The 324-nt window shown below is 67.9% G+C and carries 1 protein-coding gene; it reads left to right on the plus strand.

The window, feature by feature from the left end:
• Positions 1-324 (plus strand): DUF6531 domain-containing protein (locus F1735_RS34565; RefSeq protein WP_167241571.1); only part of this gene is annotated, 324 nt, incomplete at both ends.

Genomic DNA, 324 nt, shown 5'->3' on the forward strand with positions numbered 1-324 from the left:
AGGCACGCCGGCCTTGTCCGGCTTGCCTGCTGGTGGCCCAGCCCGTCAATCCGCTATCCGGCAGCAAAATCCTCGCGGGCGAGCTCGACCTGGACTTTGCGCTGCCTGCGGCGCTCGGGCTGGTATGGCAGCGCAACTACAGCTCGGCCCAGGGCCAGGCGGGATGGCTGGGCGCGGGCTGGAGCACGCCGATTTCCGATGCCCTGCAAGTGGGCGGCGGCCAGGTCGTGCTGCTCGATGGCTGGCAGCGCGAGGTGACGTTTTCGCTGCCGCGGCCGGGCGAATCGATTTACTCGCCCTCCGAAAAAATCACCTTGTCGCGCA

This window comes from Massilia genomosp. 1, from assembly GCF_011682185.1.
GTDB classification, from domain to species: domain Bacteria; phylum Pseudomonadota; class Gammaproteobacteria; order Burkholderiales; family Burkholderiaceae_D; genus Telluria_A; species Telluria_A rubra.